Source organism: Rhizobium sp. BIGb0125 (assembly GCF_024810055.1).
Classification (GTDB): domain Bacteria; phylum Pseudomonadota; class Alphaproteobacteria; order Rhizobiales; family Rhizobiaceae; genus Agrobacterium.
This window is the reverse complement of sequence record NZ_JANUDV010000003.1, coordinates 656924-677063: the sequence shown is the minus strand read 5'-3', so window position 1 is coordinate 677063 and position 20140 is coordinate 656924. Positions and strand designations below refer to the sequence as shown.

The window sequence follows — 20140 nt, the reverse complement described above, 5'->3', positions numbered from 1 at the left end:
CCGTGGCAAGCGGTGATCGGCTGGCCATTATCGCAGGAAGCGGTCTGCTGCCCCATTATGTGGCAAAGGCAGCCGTCGATGAAGGGGAAAGCCCCTTCATCGTGCGCCTGAAGAATGAAGCCGATCTGAACTGGGATGGCTATGAAAGCGAGATTATCGGCGTCGGTGATCTCGCAGGCCTTGAGCGGATTTTCAAAAACAACGGCATCGGCCGCGTCGTGCTGTCGGGCGGCGTAAAACGTCGTCCGGAATGGCGGGAAATCCATCCCAACCTCAAATCTCTCTTAAAAATTCCGTCCGTCATCAAAACCCTTCTGGCGAAGGGCGATGACGCCGTGCTGCAAATGGTGATGAAACTCATCGAGGCGCAGGGCTGCCGCGTGCTGGGCGCCCATGAGATCGTGCCCGGCCTGCTGGCCGTGACTGGCCCAATGGGTGCGAGGGCGCCTGACAAGGCCGACCAAGACGATATCAGTAAAGCCATGCATGCCGCCAAGACCATTGGTCTGTTGGATGTGGGGCAGGGTGCTGTCTCCGTTGGTGGCCGTATCGTGGCGCTGGAGGGTGTTGAAGGCACCGATGCCATGCTGGAGCGTGTGGCGCACTTGCGTGCCAATGGCCGTATTTCGCAGCGTCGCAAGGGCGTGCTGGTCAAGCTGTGCAAACCGCAGCAGGATGTACGCGCCGATCTGCCAACCATCGGACCCTCAACCATTGCCAATGCTGCCAAGGCCGGACTTGCCGGAATTGCGGTGGAGGCGGGGCGTTCGCTGGTTCTCGACCGCGAAACCATGTTGAGAGATGCCGATCAGGCAGGCATATTTGTATGCGGCATCGATATGTCGCTGGGCGGAGACTTTAGGGGATGAGCGATACACTCAAGGTTGGCGTCATTGCCGGTGAAGTCTCGGGCGACCTGTTGGGCGCCGATCTGATCCGCGCCCTCAAATTACAATATCCCGGCACGATCGAACTTGTCGGTGTTGGCGGTGACGCACTAGAGGCGGAAGGCGTGAACTCGCTGTTCGACTTCTCCGAACTGTCGATCATGGGTTTCACGCAGGTGCTGGCCAAGCTGCCAAAACTTCTGTCGCGCATCAAGCAGACGGCCAATGCGATTATCGCCGCAAAACCCGATGTTCTGCTGATCATCGACAGTCCCGATTTTACCCACCGCGTGGCAAAACGCGTGCGTGCCGCTCTACCATCGCTGCCTGTGGTCAATTACGTGTGCCCAAGCGTCTGGGCGTGGAAGGAATACCGCGCGCAGGCCATGTTGTCCTATGTCGACCATGTGCTGGCGGTATTGCCGTTTGAGCCTGAGGTCATGCAGCGCCTTGGTGGCCCTAAAACCACCTTTGTCGGCCATCGCCTGAGCGTTGAACCCAACCTGCTCGCCGTGCGCAATGAGCGCAATCAGAGGCTGGAGGCAGGGGCGGACCGGACGAAAACCGTGCTTTTGTTACCCGGCTCACGATCGGCCGAGATTTCCAAGCTGATGCCCGCATTTGCGCAGGCTGCGCAGTCCTATGTCGAGCGCAACGGCGATACGGAATTTGTACTGCCGACCGTCAAGAGACGCGAAGCGCTGGTCCGGCAGTTTGCCGCCAGCTGGCCGCAAAACATCAAGCTGACCATAAGTGCCGAGAGCGATTTCAAATGGTCGTCCTTTGCCAAGGCAGATGCCGCCATCGCCGCATCCGGCACGGTCATTCTGGAACTGGCGCTGGCCGGCGTGCCAGCCGTATCGGTCTACAAGACCGACTGGCTGTTTACGATGCTTAGCAAACGTATCAAAACCTGGACAGGCGCGCTTCCGAACCTGATTGCCGATTACGTGGTTGTGCCAGAATATATCAACGAGGTGGTGCGTCCCGGTTCCATGGTGCGCTGGCTGGAGCGCTTATCTTCCGACACGACTCAGCGCCGGGCCATGCTGGAAGGTTACGCGCTGGTGCAGCAGCGCCTGCACACCGAACGTTCGCCGGGTGAACGCGCGGCAGAAATCCTGCTGGATGTCGTGAATGCCCGCAATCCGGCTCGGAATTAACCTCAAAACCCACCTCTTTGAGGCTTGGTTCACCATTCCCTCGGCATTTCCGCAAAATATCTCATAAACGAACGAAAGCAGCCACCGATAGCCTTGCGGTTGCTGGCGGTTGGGAGTACCGCAGAACGACATATCTGTGCCTGCTTCGGCCGCACATCTTCTCTGCGCATACAATTCTGCCCCAATTTTTCGCCTTCATCACGTTCTGACACTGTCGAAAGTCTGCCAATGAATACGGGTTTTCTTCTGGGATTGCTTGCTTACGCCAGCTTTTCGGGGGGAGACGCCCTGATCAAATCGCTTGGCGGCAAGGTCAGTGTGTTTGAGATCGGCTTTTTCAGCATTTTGTTTTCCGCCTCGATCATCTTTTTCACCAAGCCGAAGGACGAGCGCTGGCGTGAGTTCTGGCGTATCAGCCGGCCATGGGCGGTGCATGGCCGTGCGATTTCCGGCTTGCTGGCCGGTATTCTCGGAATCTATGCCTTCACCACCATTCCGCTGGCCGAAGCCTATGCGCTGATCTTCCTGTCGCCGCTGTTCGTTACCATTCTCTCGGCGCTGGTGCTGAAGGAGGATATTGGCATCTGGCGCTGGGCCGCCGTTTGTGCCGGCATTGTCGGGGTGATGATGGTGGTGCGTCCCGGTTTTCGTGAACTGCACCTTGGCCACGCCGCAGCGGTTGCCGTGGCCTTTCTCGCAGGCCTGACCATCGTGCTTTTGCGCTCATTGGCGGGCAAGGAAAAACGCACCTCGATCATGGGCGTGCTGTTGATCTACGGCCTGTTGTTTAACGGCCTTGCCTCGGTTCCCACCTTCCAGATGCCGGAGTTGAAATATTTCGGCGTGTTCGCGTTGATCGGCACCTTTACGGCCATCGGCCAGATTACCCTGCTGATTGCCACCAAGATTGCGCCAGCCAGCCAGATTGCGCCCTCGCATTATTCGCAAATCCTCTGGGCGGTGGCGATTGGATCGCTGTTTTTCGGCGAATATCCGGACCAGCTGGCGGTCGCCGGTCTGGTGGTTATTGCCGGTGCTGGCCTGCTGACGATGTTCCGTGAAAAAATCCGCTTGGGCACCGTGCGCTGGAACCCGTTTTTCCGCAATCGGCTGTGAACCGGCGACAGTCTCAATCTTTATTCCTGAAAACGTTCTGATCGGTTACAGTGCGTCAACAAATGCGTGGCTTGTGGCCATTAAGCCTATGGCTTCATAACGATCCCATCAGATGACCGAATGAGGATCTTAACATGCTTGTCGACGGAAAATGGACTTCAGATTGGCACCCTGTTCAGGCGACGGATGCCAAGGGCGGTTTCGTGCGCCAGACATCCGGGTTCCGTCATTGGGTCACTGCGGATGGTTCGGCAGGACCGACAGGTGAGGGTGGTTTCAAGGCAGAAGCGGGTCGTTACCATCTCTATGTCGCGCTGATCTGCCCCTGGGCATCACGCACGTTGATTGGCCGCAATCTTAAGAAACTGCAGGACGTGATTTCCGTTTCAGTCGTCGAGCCCTCCATCTCGGATGAAGGCTGGCGTTTTGGTGACTATCCCGGTGCAAACCGCGACGAGATCAATGGCAAGTCCTACATGCATCAGATCTATACCAGCGCAGACCCGCATTACACCGGTCGCGCCACCGTGCCCGTGTTGTGGGACAAACAGACAGACACCATCGTCAACAATGAATCTGCGGATATTCTGCGTATGCTGAATTCCGGTTTTGGAGATCTGGCCGACAATTCGTTTGATCTGTACCCGACGCATTTGCGTGCCGAGATCGATGCGCTGAACGAGCGCATTTACCCCAACCTCAACAATGGTGTGTACCGCGCCGGTTTTGCCACCACACAAGGTGCTTATGACGAGGCCTTTGCCGATGTGTTCAAAACGCTGGAAGAGCTGGAAACCCGCCTTGAGCGTAAGGGTCCGTTCCTGTTCGGTGACACGGTCACCGAAACCGACATCCGCCTGTTTGTAACGCTGGTGCGGTTTGATGCGGCCTATTACGGCCTGTTCAAATGCAATCTGAAGCGCATTGCGGATTATCCGGCCCTCAGCCGCTTCCTCAATGAGATGCTTGATGTGCCGGGCGTGCGTGAAACCGTCAGTATCGACCACATCAAGCGCGGTTATTATTCGATCAAGGCGCTCAACCCGACGCAGATCGTGCCTGTTGGCCCTGATCTGCCGGGTCTAGCACCGGTTTCGCTATCCTAAGGGAGGTTGTCATGACATCCAATTCTACACGCAAACTGGTTATCGGTCTGCACGGCGTTGGCAGCAATGGCGCAAACCTTGCGCCATTGGGGCAGTTTTTGCGCCAGTCGACCCCGGACATGGATTTTGAAAGCCCGGACGCGCCATTCAGCTTTGGCAATGGCCCGGGCCGGCAATGGTTCAGTATCGATGGCGTGACAGAAGCCAACCGCCCTCAGCGCGTCGTGGAGGCGCGTGCAGCCTTTGATGAAGTGCTGGGCGATATTATTGCCCGCCACGCGCTGACGAGCAACCTCGACCGCGTGGCGCTGGTTGGGTTTTCGCAAGGCTCCATCATGGCGCTGGATGCGGTGGCATCAGGCAGATGGCCTGTGGCGGCTGTGGTGGCCTTTTCCGGCAGGCTCGCCTCACCGGAACCCTATGCGCCGTCGGAGAGCACACGCCTGTCGCTCATTCACGGCACGGCCGATCACGTCATGCCATTTGCCGAAAGTGAAAAAGCAAAGGCAGCGCTGGCCAAGGCAGGCATCAGTGCCGAGTTGCACACGCTGCCCGGTGTTGGCCACACAATTTCGCAGGACGGCGCGGTGATTGCCGCCAACTTCCTTCTGACTGCCTTTGGCGCCAGGGCCTGAACCTTCCAGCAATAGGGTGTCTGCGGGGCGGCCTGTGGCAGCCCCTAGCGACTGACCTCACTCAATAGCCATGTCTGGAAGGCGCGCGCCAGCATGTTGTCCTGCCGACCCTCTGGGGTGGCGATGTAATAGCTGTTATCGGTGGTCAACGGCAGGTCAAATAGCACCTGCAATCGGCCGGATGCCAGCTCGGCCTCAATGAGGTAACGCGGCAGAAGGGCAATGCCCATGCCGCTGGCCGCCGCTTCTATCACCATGGAGAACTGGTCAAAACGGTTGCCGCGAAAGGCATTGTCGGCCGTGACCTTGCTCATCTCGAACCATTCCGACCACAGTTTGGGCCGGGTGGTCAGGTGCAGCAGCGGCATGGTCTGCAGATCAGTGGGGTTGGCGATGGTCGCCTTCGCCAACAGCGAAGGGCTGGCCACAGGCAGGATCACCTCATTGCACAGAAAGGTGCAGGTGCCATGCGCCCAGACCGGCTGTCCGTAATGAATGGCAAGGTCAAACCCTTCCTCGTCAAAATCAAACGGGTGCGAACGCGACGCAACGGTGATGACCGTATCGGGGTGGCTCTCGATGAACTTGTTGAGACGCGGCATCAGCCAGCGACTACCAAAGGTCGGCAGGGAGGCAATCGACAGGGCAGAGCCGGACTCGCCTGATGCAACAGCGCGCACCATCAACTGTTCGGACTGCTGCAAAAGGCGCTGCACATCGGGTAAAAACTTGCGTCCGGCCTGTGACAGTACCACGCGTCGCCTGATGCGCTCAAACAACTGCATGCCGGTTTGCGCTTCCAGATCACGGATCTGGCGGCTGATGGCACTTTGTGTCAGGTTCAGTTCTTCGGCGGCCCGTGTGAAGTTGCCATGCCGTGCCGCACACTCGAAAGCCTGCAAGGTCACGATGTCAGGTATCAGGCGGCGTCTGGGGTCCATTATTCCGATCTCGCATCAACATAATTGGTTTCGTCATTTGAAACCGGTCAATCCTGGCGTATATGATTACGAGAAAGAATAAACTGGCACTTTTCGTCAAGTGGGAAACGACAGCATGTCGTGCAAAATCCATGGGTTTTGCAATAACGACATGCGTAAAACAAACAGCCAAGGCCCGTAACAAATAACAGGTTTTGGCCTGTTCAGGCCCGCGACACGGTAAAGAAGACCGAAAATTGAAGTGCAGGGCAGAGTGTTTTTCTCCAGTATGGATGAAGCGCCGCCACTGCGGGGAAAATGGAGCTTAAAATGGACGCAGCAACCCAGAAAATCGATGTGGTAAAGGAAGCAGCAAGCCTGCTGGAAAAGATGGGCGTTTCGTCCAGCCTTTACACTGGCGGTAACATGCCATCCTTCAGCCCGGTGACCGGCCAGAAGGTTGCAGACCTCAAGACCGTGTCGGTCGCTGAAGTGGCAAAGGTGGTTGAAAAGGCTGATGCTGCCTTCAAGGCATGGCGTCTGGTGCCGGCACCACGCCGTGGCGAACTTATTCGCCTGCTGGGTGAGGAACTGCGCGCCTTCAAGACCGATCTTGGTCGTCTCGTATCATTGGAAGCCGGCAAGATCCCGTCCGAAGGTCTCGGCGAAGTCCAGGAAATGATCGATATCTGCGATTTCGCGGTTGGTCTGTCCCGCCAGCTTTATGGCCTGACCATTGCGACAGAACGTCCCGGCCACCGCATGATGGAAACCTGGCATCCCCTCGGTGTTGTCGGCGTTATCTCCGCCTTCAACTTCCCGGTCGCTGTCTGGTCGTGGAATGCGGCGCTGGCGCTGGTCTGCGGCAACACGGTCGTGTGGAAGCCGTCTGAAAAGACGCCGCTGACGGCGCTTGCCGTTCAGGGCATTTTCGAGCGCGCCGCTGCCCGTTTTGGCGATGCGCCAGAGGGGCTGAGCCAGGTGCTGATTGGAGACCGTTTTGTCGGTGAAGCACTGGTTGACCACCCGAAGGTGCCGCTGGTGTCTGCCACCGGTTCCACCCGCATGGGCCGCGAGGTTGGTCCACGCCTTGCCAAGCGTTTTGCCCGTTCCATTCTGGAGCTTGGCGGCAACAATGCCGGTATCGTTTGCCCATCGGCCGATCTCGACATGGCACTGCGCGCCATCGCTTTTGGCGCCATGGGCACCGCTGGCCAGCGCTGCACGACCCTGCGTCGTCTGTTTGTGCATGACAGCGTGTACGACCAGCTCGTGCCACGCCTCAAGAAGGCCTACAGCTCGGTGTCCGTCGGCAACCCGCTGGAAACCTCCTCGCTGGTCGGTCCGCTGATCGATAAGGCGGCCTTTGACGGCATGCAGAAGGCGCTCGGTGAAGCCAAGAACCACGGCGGTACGGTTCTTGGTGGTGAACGTGTCGATACGGGCGCCGCTGACGGTTATTACGTCAAGCCTGCTCTGGTGGAAATGCCAAAGCAGGACGGCCCTGTGCTGGAAGAAACCTTCGCACCTATTCTCTACGTGATGAAGTACAGCGATTTTGACGCTGTGATCGATGATCACAATGCCGTTTCCGCTGGCCTGTCGTCGTCGATCTTCACCCGCGACCTGCAGGAATCGGAACGCTTCTTGTCTGCTGATGGTTCGGATTGCGGTATTGCCAACGTCAATATCGGCACGTCAGGTGCAGAAATCGGTGGCGCCTTTGGTGGCGAAAAGGAAACCGGCGGCGGCCGTGAGTCCGGCTCGGATGCGTGGAAGGCCTATATGCGCCGCGCAACCAACACCATCAACTACTCCAAGGCCTTGCCACTGGCGCAGGGCGTGTCCTTCGATATCGAATAATAGAGCCGCAAAGGGCAGGGCGGCGACATGCCGCTCGGTCGTGGTGATTAAATGTGAAAAGGCCGGGGCGTGATGCTTCGGCCTTTTGTTTTGTGCTGGGTTGTTTGTGGAGCGCGCAAAGGGTCGATCTAGGCGGCCCTCATCTCTGTGCTTGTCACAGAGATCCAGTCATCCCAAGTCCTTGGGATGAAAGACCATCTTTCCGCCGCGCAGACGCGCGTTTGCTAGATTCCCGTGACAAGCACGGGAATTGTCTGTCCGATTTATGCTTTAATGCTTGAGAAGTTGGATGCTCCCCGAGGTGGCCACCCCGAGGAGCATGCGGTCGTGCGCCCGAACGGGAGTTGGTCTCATCGACCGTCCTCATGATGGGCCGCGGCCGCACCAGCTTTGCATCGCTTGTTGACTTGAATGGGACGGTTTGCACCGCGCCCGCAGACAATGCCAAGCATGGAGCTCCATCATGAACCCGAATGCCGATAAAATCCAGTTCGCCCTTGGCTGTGACGTTGCCAAGGACACCATCACCTTCTTCGACAGCCAGACGAGAGAAACCTTCACCATCTCCAACACCACTGGCGCACTCAAAACCGCGCTCAAATCCTATGCAGGATGCCTCGATATGCTCGCCGTGTGCGAGGCGACCGGCGGTTATGAAGACCTGCTGCTGGATACTCTAAAAGACCTTTCCATCCCCGCACATCGCGCCGATGCGGCAAAGGTAAAAGCCTTCATCCGCTCCTGTGGCACAAGGGCAAAAACAGACCCGATCGATGCGCGCCACATCGCCGAATATGGCCTTGCCCGGAGCGCGAACCTGTCTCTCTGGCAGGCTGAAGCCCCTGATAACGCGAAGATAAAGCTGCTTGTGCGCCGCCGCGACGATCTTGTTAACATGCGGGTTCAGGAGGAAAACCGCCTCAAAGCCCCGCGCAACAAACCGATAGCCAAAGAGATTGCAAGCCATGTTGCCGAGATCAAACGGCGCATCGCCACCCTCGACAAACAGATCGAGGCGATCGTTCAGAATAATCAACGCATGAAGGAGCGACAGGTGATCCTGCTTGGGGTTCCTGGTATCGGCAAGGTGATTGCCCCGGTGTTGCTCGCTCTTATGCCGGAGCTGGGTCACATCGACCGCAAGAAGGCTGCAAGCCTGGCCGGGTGTGCGCCCCATCCAAGAGATAGCGGCACCTATCGCGGGCGTCGTTTTGCAACAGGTGGACGCCGGCAGTTACGGCCACTGCTGTTCATCGCAGCAATGGCTGCCAGCATAAGCAGGACCCATCTTGCGCAAACCTACAAACGTCTACTGGCCGCAGGCAAATCCAAACTCACAGCGCTCGGTGCCCTCATGCGCCACATCATCGTCATCGCAAATGCAAGGCTCAAAGAGTACGAAAACAATCAATCAAGACTGACTTGATGAGGGTCGAGAGGTGTTGCCTGCCAGCGAGCAAGGCCTGAATCCCGCGCATAAAAAAACACCGGCGAGAGCGCCGGTGTTTTGTGTCATTCACTAACCAATCAGCGCTTGGAGACTGGTACGTAATCGCGCTGTGGTGCGCCGGTGTAGAGCTGGCGCGGACGGCCGATACGCTGCTGCGGATCTTCGATCATTTCGTTCCACTGGGCAATCCAGCCGACGGTACGTGCCAGAGCAAACAGAACCGTGAACATGGTTGTGGGGAAGCCGAGAGCCTTCAGCGTGATGCCGGAGTAGAAGTCGACGTTCGGGTACAGCTTCTTTTCGACGAAGTACGGATCGGACAGGGCGATCTTTTCCAGTTCCAGAGCAACCTGCATGATTGGGTCGTCGCCGTTGCCCGTTGCTTCGAGCACTTCATACATGGTCTTCTGCATGATCTTGGCGCGCGGGTCGTAGTTCTTGTACACGCGGTGACCAAAGCCCATCAGGCGGAACGGATCGTTCTTGTCCTTGGCGCGGGCAATATACTCAGGAATACGGTCAACAGAGCCGATTTCGTTGAGCATGTTGAGCGCTGCTTCGTTGGCGCCGCCATGGGCAGGGCCCCAAAGGCAGGCAATGCCAGCTGCGATACAGGCGAACGGGTTTGCACCGGAAGAACCTGCCAAGCGAACAGTCGAGGTCGATGCGTTCTGCTCATGGTCAGCATGCAGGATGAAGATACGGTCCATGGCGCGGGCCAGAACCGGGTTCACCTTGTACTCTTCGCATGGAACGGCAAAGCACATGTTGAGGAAGTTCGACGCGTAGTCGAGGTCGTTCTTCGGGTAAACAAATGGCTGACCGACGTGGTACTTGTAAGCCATTGCCGCGATTGTCGGCATCTTGGCGATCATGCGAAGGCTAGCGACCATGCGCTGGTGCGGATCGGTAATGTCGGTCGAGTCGTGGTAGAAGGCAGACAGGGCGCCAACGGTGCCAACCATCACAGCCATCGGATGTGCGTCACGGCGGTAACCGCTGAAGAACTTCGTCATCTGCTCATGCACCATGGTGTGGCGCGTTACGCGGTTGTCGAAATCCTTTTTCTGTTCTGCTGTTGGCAGGTCGCCGTACAGAAGCAGGTAGCAAGTTTCAAGGAAATCGCCCTTTTCGGCAAGCTGCTCGATCGGGTAACCGCGGTGCAGAAGGACGCCTTCGTCACCATCGATATAGGTGATCTTGGATTCGCAAGATGCAGTCGATGTGAAGCCGGGATCATAGGTGAAATTGCCGGTGTGCTTGTACAATGCAGCGATGTCGATGACGTCTGGGCCTATCGCTCCCTCTCGAATGGGAAGTTCTACTGTCTTGTCGCCGAGCGTAATAGAAGCGCTTTTTTCCGTCATCATAATCCTCCGAGAACATGCGTTTTGGATGCCGTGAGGCATCTAGGCGTTAAGCGTTCAGGATAGCTATCTGATCCTGCGCCATATGCCAAGCTATCCAAAAGGCAAATTGTGCGTTGCGGTATCAACTTGTGCCAAAAACTAGGCTTTTGGCGTTTGACTGTTTCATATTAGGTCAATGCTTCCTTAAAATATAAGTGGTTGCATTGTTGTTGTGCCGGTTGCAAATTACCCCCTGTCCGGCGGGGGAGCTGCGGGTTTGACTGTAAGACCATCGCAAGAATTGCGACAGCAGGAACCGTTGAGACTTGATCTCCCCGGTGAGGGTGATTCCTTTGCTCTGCAACGATATCAGGGCGGGGTAGCAGAGGTTTATGAACAGTCTGCAACGGCAGGGAATTTATCCGGTCGGATATCGTCGCTGTCGCGCATGTTGGACATCGAAAAGGCCTATGGCCACGGCTTTCTTTGCATTCCGGTTTTTCTGGCAGTCGGTGCCGTCATCTGGTTTTCGAGCCTTCAGACACCGTCACCCTACCTGCTTGCTGGCGGCTTTTGTTTAGCCGGCACACTGGCGCTCACGCTTCGGTACCGCGCGGCACCACTGGCAGGATTGCTTAACCTTGTTGCGCTGTGTCTGGCAGGCATGCTGCTGGCGCAATTGGAAAGCTGGCGGCAGGATACTGTCACCATCGATACGCCCGTCACCACAGTTGTGTCAGGTGTTGTCGAGCGACGCGAGGTGGATGCCCGCGGGTACTGGCGCTACATCATATCGGTCACCGGGACTGAAAACCCTGTACTGTCGCGCCCGCCGCAGAAGATCACGGCACTATCAAGAAGTCGCCATCAACCGATAGAAATCGGGCAGGGCGTTACCGGCCGCGCACGCCTGTCTCCACCCTCAGGACCGGCCTTGCCTGGTCTGAATGACTTTGCCTTTTCCGGCTATTTTAATGGCATAGGTGCAACCGGTTTCTTTTATGGAGCGCCACAGCCTGCGGTGAGTGAGGCGATCAAACGCCGCATTGCGGAACGCGGACACTGGCTCAGTGTGACTGATACAGGGCTTTATCAATTGCGCAGCGCCATTGCCGAGCGCATCCGCAGCACGATTGGCGGCGACGCCGGCGCTTTTGCCGCCTCGATCATAACCGATGAACGGCGTGCAATATCAGAAACCACCATGGAAGCACTGCGTGTGTCCGGCCTTGCCCATATCGTTGCCATCTCGGGCCTCAACATGGCGCTGGCATCGGGCATATTCTTCGTTGGCTTGCGCACGGCACTCAGCTGTTTTCCGGGTTTTGCCGAGAGGCGGCCGGTCAAGAAGATCGCTGCCTTTGCCGCCCTTATCATGACGCTCGCCTATTACCTGATTTCAGGGTTTGCAGTGTCTGCCGGACGGGCATGGCTGATGATGTCGATCATGCTGATCGCCGTGCTGTTTGACCGTCCCTCGATCAGCCTCAGAAATGTTGCCATTTCCGCCATCATTATTATCTGCGTTTCGCCGTCAGAGGTCATGGGGCCAAGTTTCCAGATGTCCTTTGCGGCAACCATTGCGCTGGTCGCCGCGTATGGTTTCTGGACACGGCGGCGCGCCGCACAAGACAGCGCAACATTCCGGACGACACATACGCCGCTTACCCTGAAGGGCCTGTCCATCTTTGGCAGCTTCTGCGCCGGTATTGTCGTGACCTCGCTGATTGGCGGGGTCTCCACGGCCATCTATTCGATGGAACATTTCCACCGTGTCACCACCTATGGACTGGCGGCGAACCTCGCCGCCATGCCGGTTATGTCTTTCATCGTCATGCCCTTTGCCTTGATCGCCATGTTGCTGATGCCCTTCGGGCTGGACGGGCCGTTTCTGACCGTCATGGGTTACGGCATGGCGATGACAATTGATATTGCCACCTATGTGGCCTCATGGGGAGGCGATGCCGGGGTCGGACGACAGCATCAATGGTTTTTGGGCGCTGGAACGCTTGGCCTATTGGCGCTGACACTGTTTCGCACCCGACTGGCTTGGGTAAGTGCTGTGTTCCTGTTGGCAGGCCTTGTGCTGTTTGTGCTGTCACGGCAGCAGGACAATGCCGATCTGGTGGTTTTTGAGGACGGGAAACTGATGGCACTGGTTGGCGAGGATCAGGTTGCCAGCACCAGCCAACGCCCATTCGGCTTTATCTATGACCAATGGGCGCGGGCTTTGTTCTTACCTGACAAATATATTCGGCCAAACATGCTGCCGGAACTGCCGGTCCCAGAACCTCCGCCTGACGACACCAATGACAAAACGACTGGCAATGCTGATGCTGCGCCACCACGATCAAGACGGCCGATGCTGGACGAACACACCATTCAGACGGAAAGGCAGGTGATGTCTGCCGCCGTTACAAACGCATCTGATGCCTTTACCTGCCGCCGCGACAGCTGGTGCATCGCCAGATCAGCGAAGGGGCAGGTGGTGATTTCCGTGCTGGATAACAGATATCTTGGTCTCGCCTGCGACATCGGTTCTGTGGTTATCACCACGCGTCCCACATCATTTGAAACCTGCCGCTCCGGCGCCTTTTTGCTCAGTGCCCAGACATTGCGGCGCACCGGATCGCTGGAGATCACATTTTCAACTGAGGCAACAACCGCCGCAAACCGGCATTTGCCGATAGAGAGAATGACAGCTGCCATGTATGGTTCCTACCGTCCATGGACCATGCATCGTTATTACAACTGGCGCAGCAGGACATTTGAAACAGCAGTACCGCCGCATGTCTCGCAACTGCTGGACCGTCACTAGACTAAAGTGAGTTGAAGGCAAGTTTTGTCGGGCGTTTTCCGGCGACAGTAGCGATGACGCGCTGGCGCGTCACCTGGCAGTGATATGGGTCTGCTGATGACCGCTTAGTGGTATCTGCGGATCAGGCCGACCAGCTTGCCCTGAATCTTGACGCGGTCAGGTCCAAAGATACGGGTTTCATAGGCCGGGTTTGCAGCTTCAAGCGCAATCGATGCACCTTTGCGGCGAAAACGCTTCAAGGTCGCTTCTTCATCATCGACCAGCGCCACGATGATGTCACCGGGATTGGCGGTCTTGGCGTTGCGGATGATGACCGTGTCGCCGTCAAAGATGCCGGCATCGATCATCGAGTCACCGCGCACTTCCAGTGCGTAATGTTCACCAGAACCCAGCATGTCAGCCGGCACGGACACATCATGTGTGTTGTTCTGGATGGCGGAGATCGGCACACCGGCCGCGATCCGTCCCATCATCGGCACCGATACCGAGCTGCCGCCATCATTGGCGCTGACAGGCGCGGGGGTCGGAGCAGGGGCGACAACCGGTTTTGGTTTGCCAAGGCTGCCTTCGATCACACTTGGTGAGAAGCCACGCTGTGGTTTGAGGCTTGGCGAATAGGCTTCAGGAAGTTTGATGACTTCCAGTGCGCGCGCCCGGTTTGGCAGGCGGCGAATGAAGCCACGTTCTTCAAGCGCTGTGATCAACCGGTGAATGCCGGATTTGGACGCGAGATCAAGCGCATCCTTCATCTCATCAAATGAGGGAGGAACACCGGATTCTTTCATTCTTTCGTGAATGAAAAGAAGCAGTTCCTGCTGTTTGCGTGTGAGCATGAAGTCGCACCCCAACCGTTGATGAAAATCGAAACAAATGCAGAACATACACTATATGTTCCATATGTGTTCCGCAAGGCTTTAATATTTCGTAATCGCCGCGCCGGTGAATTTTCTTTCAAACAGCCAAGACGTGTAATCGCTGCCTATCACGCTGTTTTTTAAACGATTTCACGTCAATTCATCACAAAACGATCCGTCAGAAAGCTGAGGCGCGCAACACCGCCCGTTAGCCGACCAACCGGCATGATTATCGATCTGATATCGTAAGGTGCCATGATTCGGTTCGTTTGATTCTCTCCACCAGATTGGGTTGGCAGCGCATATTCCCTGTGCATTTTTACCTTCACGAGGAAGCATTGCGTTGAAATCTCTGTTATGGGGAGGGTTCGCTGCTCGTTCGGAGTCGGCATTCAACATCTATTTTTGACAGTATAAGGTTTTAGGGCATTGCAGGTCGGCATCGACATGGGAACGCTATCGGGTGGGCAGGCTGCCAAACTCGACATTGAGGAATTGCTCGCCACGCGTCTGCTGGTGCAAGGCAATTCCGGTTCCGGAAAGTCGCATCTGCTGCGCAGGCTTCTGGAACAATCCGCCCCCTGGGTTCAGCAGGTCATTATTGACCCTGAAGGGGACTTCGTGACGCTGGCTGATAAGTTCGGCCATATCGTTGTGGATGGCGAGCGCACAGAGGGTGAGTTGGCCGGTATTGCCAACCGTATTCGCCAGCACCGCGTATCCTGCGTCCTGACGCTTGAAGGTCTTGATGTCGAACAGCAAATGCGGGCCGCAGCTGCATTCCTCAACGGCATGTTCGATGCCGACCGCGAATATTGGTATCCGGTGCTGGTGGTGGTCGACGAAGCGCAGATGTTTGCGCCGTCCGTGGCTGGTGAAGTAACCGAAGATGCCCGCAAGGCTTCGCTTGGCGCCATGACCAACCTGATGTGTCGCGGCCGTAAACGTGGTCTGGCCGGCGTTATCGCCACGCAGCGTCTGGCAAAACTCGCCAAGAACGTGGCGGCGGAAGCCTCCAACTTCCTGATGGGCCGTACTTTCCTTGATATTGACATGGCACGCGCAGCCGACCTGCTCGGCATGGACCGCCGTCAGGCGGAAATGTTCCGCGATTTGCAGCGTGGTAATTTCGTGGCGCTTGGCCCGGCTCTGTCGCGCCGCCCACTGCCTATCGTCATTGGTGCTGTGGAAACCTCGGCTCGGTCGTCATCGCCCAAGCTGATGCCGCTGCCCGATGCACCGCAGGACGTGGAAGACCTGATCTTCACGCCAGACCCGGAAGAATTTACGCGCGCCCCTGTGCGCCGCACGCCACCGGCACCGCGCCCGACAACGGACATTCTGGCAGAGCTGTCGCGCTCGACGCCGGCGGCGATCACGCCAGCCTCCGAACAGCCGCAGCGCAGCAGCGCCTCGGACATGACGCCGGAAGAGCGCGAAGAGAAGATTTCAGGCGTTCTCTACGAAATTCTGGATGATCCGCAGTCGGCCTATCGCACCGATGCGGTGCTCTATCAGGACTTTCTGGTGCGTGCCCGCATGCGCCGCATTCCCGGCACGCCGATGGCGCTGTCGGAATTCCGCCGTCAGGTGGCAATTACCCGTTCCGGCGTTGATGCCGAAATGGCGGCAAGTGAAAGCTGGCAAACGGCACTCGATCTGTCGAAAAACGTCTCCGACGATCTGCAGGGCGTATTCCTGATGCTGGTTAAAGCCGCGCTGGGCGAGGAGCCTTGCCCATCTGATGCCCGTATTGCTCGCGCCTATGGCACGCATTCTGCACGCCGTGCACGCCGTTTGCTCGGTTATTTCGAGGAGAAGGAACTGGTCGTGGTGCATGCCGATTTCTCCGGCAAGCGTATCGTGGCATTTCCGGACCTTGATGCAAAAACCGCACCCGGTGATGCGGATGCGGCTGATGATGAGGCGACGCTGGCAGCCGAATAAGGCTGCTGTTTTTTTAAGCCGTTATTCTATCTTATGGTCGGGTGCGTCCCGACCATCTGCTGTTGTTCATTCTCGGATCGCGTCCGAGAATCATCGTGCTGAAATCGCAGACATGGCCTGATGTTACCGGCCATCTTGTGGTGCCCATCCTCGGCGTTGCGCCGAGGATGGTGGAGTTTCGGGATGTTGTGAAGCGGGACAATATTCGACAGCCTTTGCTTGCTTGCGTGTGGCAAACAGCGAACCGACAACACCGGTCACCAGAATTGCGACGGTCACACCAAGCGAGACGGCAGGCGGGATTTTTGCCAGACCCAGCATGTCAGCCACGAAGATTTTCGAACCAACGAACACCAGAACCGCAGCCAGCGCATATTTGAGATAGGCGAAGCGGTGGATCAGGGCAGCCAGCGCAAAGTAGAGTGCACGCAGGCCAAGGATCGCGAAAATGTTCGACGTATAGACAATGAACGGGTCGGTGGTGATCGCAAAGATCGCCGGGATCGAATCAACCGCAAAGATCAGGTCGGCAATTTCCACCATCACCAGCGCCAGAAACAGCGGGGTGACAAAGGTTTTCAGCTTGCCGGTCTTCTCGTCGGTTTCCTTGACGAAGAACTTTTCGCCATGGAGGCGGTTTGTCAGCGGCAGGTGGCGCTTGAGGAACTTCAGGATGCGGTTGTTGTCGAGATCGTTCTCATCATGATCGGCCGAAAACAGCATCTTGAGGCCGGTAAACACCAGAAAGGCCGCAAAGAGGTACAGCACCCAGTGGAAGTTTTCGACGATGGCAGCGCCAGCGGCAATCATGATGCCACGCAGCACGATCACGCCCAAGATACCCCACAGCAGCACGCGGTGCTGGTATTGGCGCGGAATGGCGAAATAGGAGAAGATCATGGCGATGATGAAGATGTTGTCCATCGCCAGGCTTTTTTCCACCACGAAGCCAGTGATATATTCCATGGCAGGCTGCTGGCCCGACTGGTACCAGATCCAGCCACCGAAGGACAAACCGATGACAATATAGAAAGCGGACATCAGCAAGCTTTCGCGAATGCCGATTTCCTTGGAATTCTTATGCAGAACACCAAGGTCCAGTGCCAAAAGGCCAAGAACGAGAGAAATGAAGACCGCCCACATCCATGTGGGGGTGCCGAGAAAATCCGAGAACAGAAAGTCCATCAGTCAACCTTTGCCGGACAGGTTGGCTATATGGCTGGGGAACGTGTGACAGAAATAAACGTGGGCCCCAACCTAAAGAGACTCGACATCACGTATTGTCCGGTAATACGCCAGAGGGGCCCGAGTCCTGATCACGACAAAGGAAATAGTGCAGGAAAATGCGCTTTCAAGGGCGGGATGCAATTTTTTTCTCGTTGACAATTTTATGAAGGCCACCTAGAAGCCCCATCAACGCCGGGCCGCAAAGCCCGGTGTGTTTCGTTGACTGCCTTGCAGTTTTAATAACTGACGTTCGGTAGTCAACATCACCGACATGTCCCGTGGCTTCTCCATTCGCAAATGTGAGAGACCTGTCAGAGTTCATCAACAGAACTCAGAGGAGGGCGTGTTTCCTTAATCCGGTTTGGCAACAAACCGGTATAATATGTTGAGAAGGAAATACGATGAGCAAGCGCGAATCGTCTAAGTATAAAATTGACCGCCGCATGGGCGAAAACATCTGGGGTCGTCCTAAGTCCCCAGTAAACCGCCGCGAATACGGTCCTGGCCAGCACGGTCAGCGCCGCAAGGGCAAGATGAGCGACTTCGGCACGCAGCTGCGCGCCAAGCAGAAGCTCAAGGGCTACTACGGTGAACTGCGTGAAAAGCAGTTCCGCGCAACCTACGACGAAGCTAACCGTCGCAAGGGTGACACTTCCGAGAACCTGATCGGTCTGCTCGAGTCCCGTCTGGACGCGATCGTATACCGCGCAAAGTTCGTTCCAACCGTTTTCGCATCGCGTCAGTTCATCAACCATGGCCACGTCACGGTTAATGGCGTTCGCGTTAACGTTGGTTCTTACCGTTGCAAGCCAGGCGACGTTGTTGAAGTTCGTCAGAAGTCCAAGCAGCTGACCGTTGTTCTGGAAGCTGTTTCGCTCGCTGAGCGTGACGTTCCTGACTACATCGAAGTTGATCACAACAAGATGGTTGCGACCTTTGCTCGCGTACCAGCTCTGTCTGACGTTCCATACCCAGTCGTCATGGAACCACACCTCGTGGTCGAATTCTACTCGCGCTAATCGCTGCGAAGTTGATTTTGAAAAAGCCGCCCTTCGGGGCGGCTTTTTTGCATTCATGGCATGGCGTGATGATTTCAGAGATGCGTCTCCAGTTGCCGGATTTTCGCACCTAATCCAGCCTTGATTTTCTGCGTAAAAGCGCAGGAATGCACAACTGCGTAATGCGTGTCCCCTTTGGTTGTGCTATCGGGACTTCGACCTTGTGAAGTTATGAAATCAAGCCGCTTGAAGCAGGGCGTGCTGTTGGGAAATCGGCCATGGAACGTTCGGACAAAATTGCGTTTGCTCAGGGAAAGACGGCCTCGATTGTCGGCGTCATTCTGCTGTTCGTTCTGGCGCTGACCATGCATGCCGCATTCTCCAAGCTCAACCTCGACCAATATGGCGACATGGTTGAAAACTACGCCTGGGGCGCGCTGTGGCAGTGGGGCACTTACAAACATCCGCCATTCTTCGGCTGGACCACGGCCGCATGGTTTGCCGTTTTCCCACATGAGAACTGGGCCTATTTCCTGTTTTCCGCCGTCAATTGCGCTCTGACCTTTGCTGCCGTCTGGCGCATTGCTGCGCGGTTCGGTGATGGCAATGTGCAGTTGATGGCGGTCATTTGCGCCATGCTGATGCCGCCACTGTCGTTCCTGGCCATCAAATACAATGCCAATTCGGCAATGACGCCAATCTGGGCTTGGCTGTTCGTATTCTATCTGCGCGGCCTTGAAGGGCGCCGGATTGTTGATGCTGTGATGATTGGCCTGTTGGCCACTGCGGCCATGCTGACCAAATATCACTCCGGTGTCGTTCTGCTGGCGCTGTTCCTGCATGCATCTTTCGACAAGCAGGCCCGTGCGGCGCTGCTGTCCACCTTCGGTCTCACCGTGCTGGTGGTGTTTTTCGTCACCATTGCCGGCCATGTCCTTTGGCTGTTCGAGCATGATTTCCTGCCCATCGTTTATGCCGCAGAGCAGGGTGATGGCGAATGGCTGCACATTTTCACCAAGGCGCTGAAATTCGTGGTGGGCGTGCCGCTTTATACGATTGGCGCTCTGCTGGTTGCGCTTTTGGTGCGTCATGACAAAAGCGAAAAGGGCCCGGCCTTTCAGCCTGCCAATATTGCCCGCCTGCGAGACAGCGTTCAGGGTCGCGCGCTGCTGGCCTTCAGCATCCTGCCATTTATCCTGACGATCATTCTGGGCTTTGCCGCGCAGGCAGAACTGAGCGCCGTCTGGGTACTGCCGATCTTCACGCCAATTGCCGTTCTGATTGCGCTTCTGGTGCCGCAGCAGTGGCTGCAGCGCAATATCGGACGCGCCGTGACAGTTGCCGTCATCTACCTGTTGGGCATGATCGCTTCTGGGCCTGTCATCGCCATGGTGGACCGTAACTACGGTGAGTTTGAATCATTCCGCAATGTGCCCCTGGAGGCCGTGTCCGACCGCATCGATGAGCTATGGCTGGCGGAAAGTGGCGGTGCCAAGGGCTTTTATGTCGCGGGCAGCCGTGGTCTGGCTGATGGCACGTCCTTCTACTCGCGTTACGCACCGCTGATTGTGGATGGCAACTCGGCGGAATATGCCAAAGGTTATCTGACACCGGAACTAGCGCGTCAGAAGGGGCTGGTTCTGGTTTGCTTCAAGGGCGAATCGAAATGCACCGATGCCTCAACCAAGCTGGTTGGCCCGTTGCCCGCGCCACAAGACCTTCAAGTCACCGGTATAAACGGCAAGGGCAGCTGGGATCTCCAGATCTGGCTGGTCAAGCCGCAGAACTGATAGTGCGAATTTTGTAA

General features: G+C 56.7%; 15 protein-coding genes. 11 read left to right on the top strand and 4 right to left on the bottom strand.

From position 1 onward, the window contains the following. The first annotated feature begins 2 nt into the window (after positions 1-2). The 5 genes from M2418_RS11610 (at position 3) to M2418_RS11590 (ending at position 4907) form a co-directional block, all read left to right on the top strand. Positions 3-869 carry an LpxI family protein gene (locus M2418_RS11610; protein ID WP_259146584.1) on the top strand — a complete coding sequence of 289 codons (867 nt, stop codon included), beginning with the start codon at positions 3-5 and terminating at the stop codon, positions 867-869. Further along, a complete protein-coding gene (gene lpxB, locus M2418_RS11605; RefSeq protein WP_259146583.1) occupies positions 866-2050 on the top strand; it encodes a lipid-A-disaccharide synthase in 1185 nt (394 codons plus the stop codon). Before M2418_RS11610 ends, lpxB begins: the two co-directional genes overlap by 4 nt. 228 nt (positions 2051-2278) lie before the next feature. Next, positions 2279-3166: a DMT family transporter gene (locus tag M2418_RS11600; RefSeq protein ID WP_259146581.1), complete on the top strand. Its 888-nt coding sequence runs from the start codon at positions 2279-2281 to the stop codon at positions 3164-3166. A 134-nt stretch (positions 3167-3300) separates the two neighbouring features. Next, the gene (locus M2418_RS11595; protein WP_259146579.1) at positions 3301-4272 is read left to right on the top strand and encodes a glutathione S-transferase family protein; all 972 of its coding nucleotides are present in this window, start codon (positions 3301-3303) and stop codon (positions 4270-4272) included. A gap of 11 nt (positions 4273-4283) precedes the next feature. After that, positions 4284-4907 (top strand): alpha/beta hydrolase, encoded by a 624-nt coding sequence (locus M2418_RS11590; RefSeq protein ID WP_259146576.1) that lies wholly within the window; start codon positions 4284-4286, stop codon positions 4905-4907. A gap of 44 nt (positions 4908-4951) precedes the next feature. Here the strand turns inward: M2418_RS11590 and M2418_RS11585 are convergent, their stop codons facing one another. Beyond that, positions 4952-5848: a LysR family transcriptional regulator gene (locus M2418_RS11585; RefSeq protein ID WP_259146575.1), complete on the bottom strand. Its 897-nt coding sequence runs from the start codon at positions 5846-5848 to the stop codon at positions 4952-4954. Positions 5849-6157: 309 nt separating this feature from the next. Between M2418_RS11585 and M2418_RS11580 the strand changes: the two genes are divergently transcribed. Together M2418_RS11580 and M2418_RS11575 are read left to right on the top strand one after the other, a co-directional pair. Next, on the top strand, positions 6158-7690 hold the full coding sequence (locus M2418_RS11580) for an aldehyde dehydrogenase family protein (RefSeq protein WP_259146573.1): 1533 nt from the start codon (positions 6158-6160) through the stop codon (positions 7688-7690). 463 nt (positions 7691-8153) lie between these two features. Next, entirely contained in the window at positions 8154-9116 is a 963-nt protein-coding gene (locus M2418_RS11575) for a transposase (RefSeq protein ID WP_250985962.1), read from the top strand. Positions 9117-9217: 101 nt separating this feature from the next. On the opposite strand, the gene gltA is transcribed toward M2418_RS11575, so the two are convergent. Further along, positions 9218-10507: a citrate synthase gene (gltA, locus tag M2418_RS11570; RefSeq protein ID WP_192491214.1), complete on the bottom strand. Its 1290-nt coding sequence runs from the start codon at positions 10505-10507 to the stop codon at positions 9218-9220. A gap of 301 nt (positions 10508-10808) precedes the next feature. Between gltA and M2418_RS11565 the strand changes: the two genes are divergently transcribed. Then, the gene (locus M2418_RS11565) at positions 10809-13307 is read left to right on the top strand and encodes a ComEC/Rec2 family competence protein (protein WP_259146571.1); all 2499 of its coding nucleotides are present in this window, start codon (positions 10809-10811) and stop codon (positions 13305-13307) included. Positions 13308-13411: 104 nt separating this feature from the next. Here M2418_RS11565 and lexA read toward each other — a convergent pair whose 3' ends face one another. Further along, on the bottom strand, positions 13412-14140 hold the full coding sequence (gene lexA, locus M2418_RS11560) for a transcriptional repressor LexA (RefSeq protein ID WP_250982617.1): 729 nt from the start codon (positions 14138-14140) through the stop codon (positions 13412-13414). A 450-nt stretch (positions 14141-14590) separates the two neighbouring features. On the opposite strand from lexA, the gene M2418_RS11555 reads away from it, so the two are divergent. After that, positions 14591-16108, top strand: coding sequence for an ATP-binding protein (locus M2418_RS11555; protein WP_250982616.1), 1518 nt, complete (start codon positions 14591-14593; stop codon positions 16106-16108). A gap of 123 nt (positions 16109-16231) precedes the next feature. On the opposite strand, the gene M2418_RS11550 is transcribed toward M2418_RS11555, so the two are convergent. After that, positions 16232-17293: a TerC family protein gene (locus M2418_RS11550; protein WP_259146568.1), complete on the bottom strand. Its 1062-nt coding sequence runs from the start codon at positions 17291-17293 to the stop codon at positions 16232-16234. A gap of 443 nt (positions 17294-17736) precedes the next feature. Between M2418_RS11550 and rpsD the strand changes: the two genes are divergently transcribed. Together rpsD and M2418_RS11540 are read left to right on the top strand one after the other, a co-directional pair. Further along, positions 17737-18354: a 30S ribosomal protein S4 gene (rpsD, locus tag M2418_RS11545; RefSeq protein WP_192491219.1), complete on the top strand. Its 618-nt coding sequence runs from the start codon at positions 17737-17739 to the stop codon at positions 18352-18354. Between the two features lie 257 nt (positions 18355-18611). Further along, positions 18612-20123, top strand: a complete 1512-nt coding sequence (locus tag M2418_RS11540; RefSeq protein WP_259146566.1) for a glycosyltransferase family 39 protein — start codon at positions 18612-18614, stop codon at positions 20121-20123. Positions 20124-20140: the final 17 nt, after the last annotated feature.

What these genes read in the sequence shown, in the direction of transcription:
- M2418_RS11580 (WP_259146573.1), top strand. Translation starts at nt 6,158, where the DNA reads ATGGACGCAGCAACCCAGAAAATCGATGTGGTAAAGGAAGCAGCAAGC.
- gltA (WP_192491214.1), bottom strand. Translation starts at nt 10,507, where the DNA reads ATGACGGAAAAAAGCGCTTCTATTACGCTCGGCGACAAGACAGTAGAA.
- lexA (WP_250982617.1), bottom strand. Translation starts at nt 14,140, where the DNA reads ATGCTCACACGCAAACAGCAGGAACTGCTTCTTTTCATTCACGAAAGA.
- M2418_RS11585 (WP_259146575.1), bottom strand. Translation starts at nt 5,848, where the DNA reads ATGGACCCCAGACGCCGCCTGATACCTGACATCGTGACCTTGCAGGCT.
- M2418_RS11575 (WP_250985962.1), top strand. Translation starts at nt 8,154, where the DNA reads ATGAACCCGAATGCCGATAAAATCCAGTTCGCCCTTGGCTGTGACGTT.
- M2418_RS11540 (WP_259146566.1), top strand. Translation starts at nt 18,612, where the DNA reads ATGGAACGTTCGGACAAAATTGCGTTTGCTCAGGGAAAGACGGCCTCG.
- lpxB (WP_259146583.1), top strand. Translation starts at nt 866, where the DNA reads ATGAGCGATACACTCAAGGTTGGCGTCATTGCCGGTGAAGTCTCGGGC.
- M2418_RS11595 (WP_259146579.1), top strand. Translation starts at nt 3,301, where the DNA reads ATGCTTGTCGACGGAAAATGGACTTCAGATTGGCACCCTGTTCAGGCG.
- M2418_RS11590 (WP_259146576.1), top strand. Translation starts at nt 4,284, where the DNA reads ATGACATCCAATTCTACACGCAAACTGGTTATCGGTCTGCACGGCGTT.
- M2418_RS11600 (WP_259146581.1), top strand. Translation starts at nt 2,279, where the DNA reads ATGAATACGGGTTTTCTTCTGGGATTGCTTGCTTACGCCAGCTTTTCG.
- rpsD (WP_192491219.1), top strand. Translation starts at nt 17,737, where the DNA reads ATGAGCAAGCGCGAATCGTCTAAGTATAAAATTGACCGCCGCATGGGC.
- M2418_RS11550 (WP_259146568.1), bottom strand. Translation starts at nt 17,293, where the DNA reads ATGGACTTTCTGTTCTCGGATTTTCTCGGCACCCCCACATGGATGTGG.